This is a genomic window from Psychrobacter sp. TB20-MNA-CIBAN-0197 (assembly GCF_040309765.1).
GTDB lineage: Bacteria > Pseudomonadota > Gammaproteobacteria > Pseudomonadales > Moraxellaceae > Psychrobacter > Psychrobacter submarinus.
This window is the reverse complement of record NZ_JBEOPC010000963.1, coordinates 1-256: the sequence shown is the minus strand read 5'-3', so window position 1 is coordinate 256 and position 256 is coordinate 1. Positions and strand designations below refer to the sequence as shown.

The following is a 256-nucleotide window of genomic DNA, read 5'->3' as shown; positions in this document are numbered from 1 at the left end:
GTACTAGATTTGCACCTAATGCTTTTAATAGCTTGCGACGTTCTAGGCTCATGGTGTTTGGCATAGTAAGCGTTAACTTGTAACCACGTGCTGCTGCAACAAATGCAAGTGCAATACCGGTGTTCCCCGATGTTGGTTCAATAAGTTCTTTACCTTCAACAAGCTGACCTGACTTTTCAGCTTCCCAAATCATCGATGCACCAATGCGGCATTTGATACTAAAGCTTGGATTACGAGATTCAACTTTAGCGTATAC

The 256-nt window shown here is 42.6% G+C and carries 1 protein-coding gene; it reads right to left on the bottom strand.

Going from position 1 to position 256, the window contains the following annotated elements:
• On the bottom strand, nucleotides 1–256 hold a 256-nt coding region (locus tag AAEY83_RS16735; RefSeq protein WP_351060890.1), incomplete at both ends, for a pyridoxal-phosphate dependent enzyme.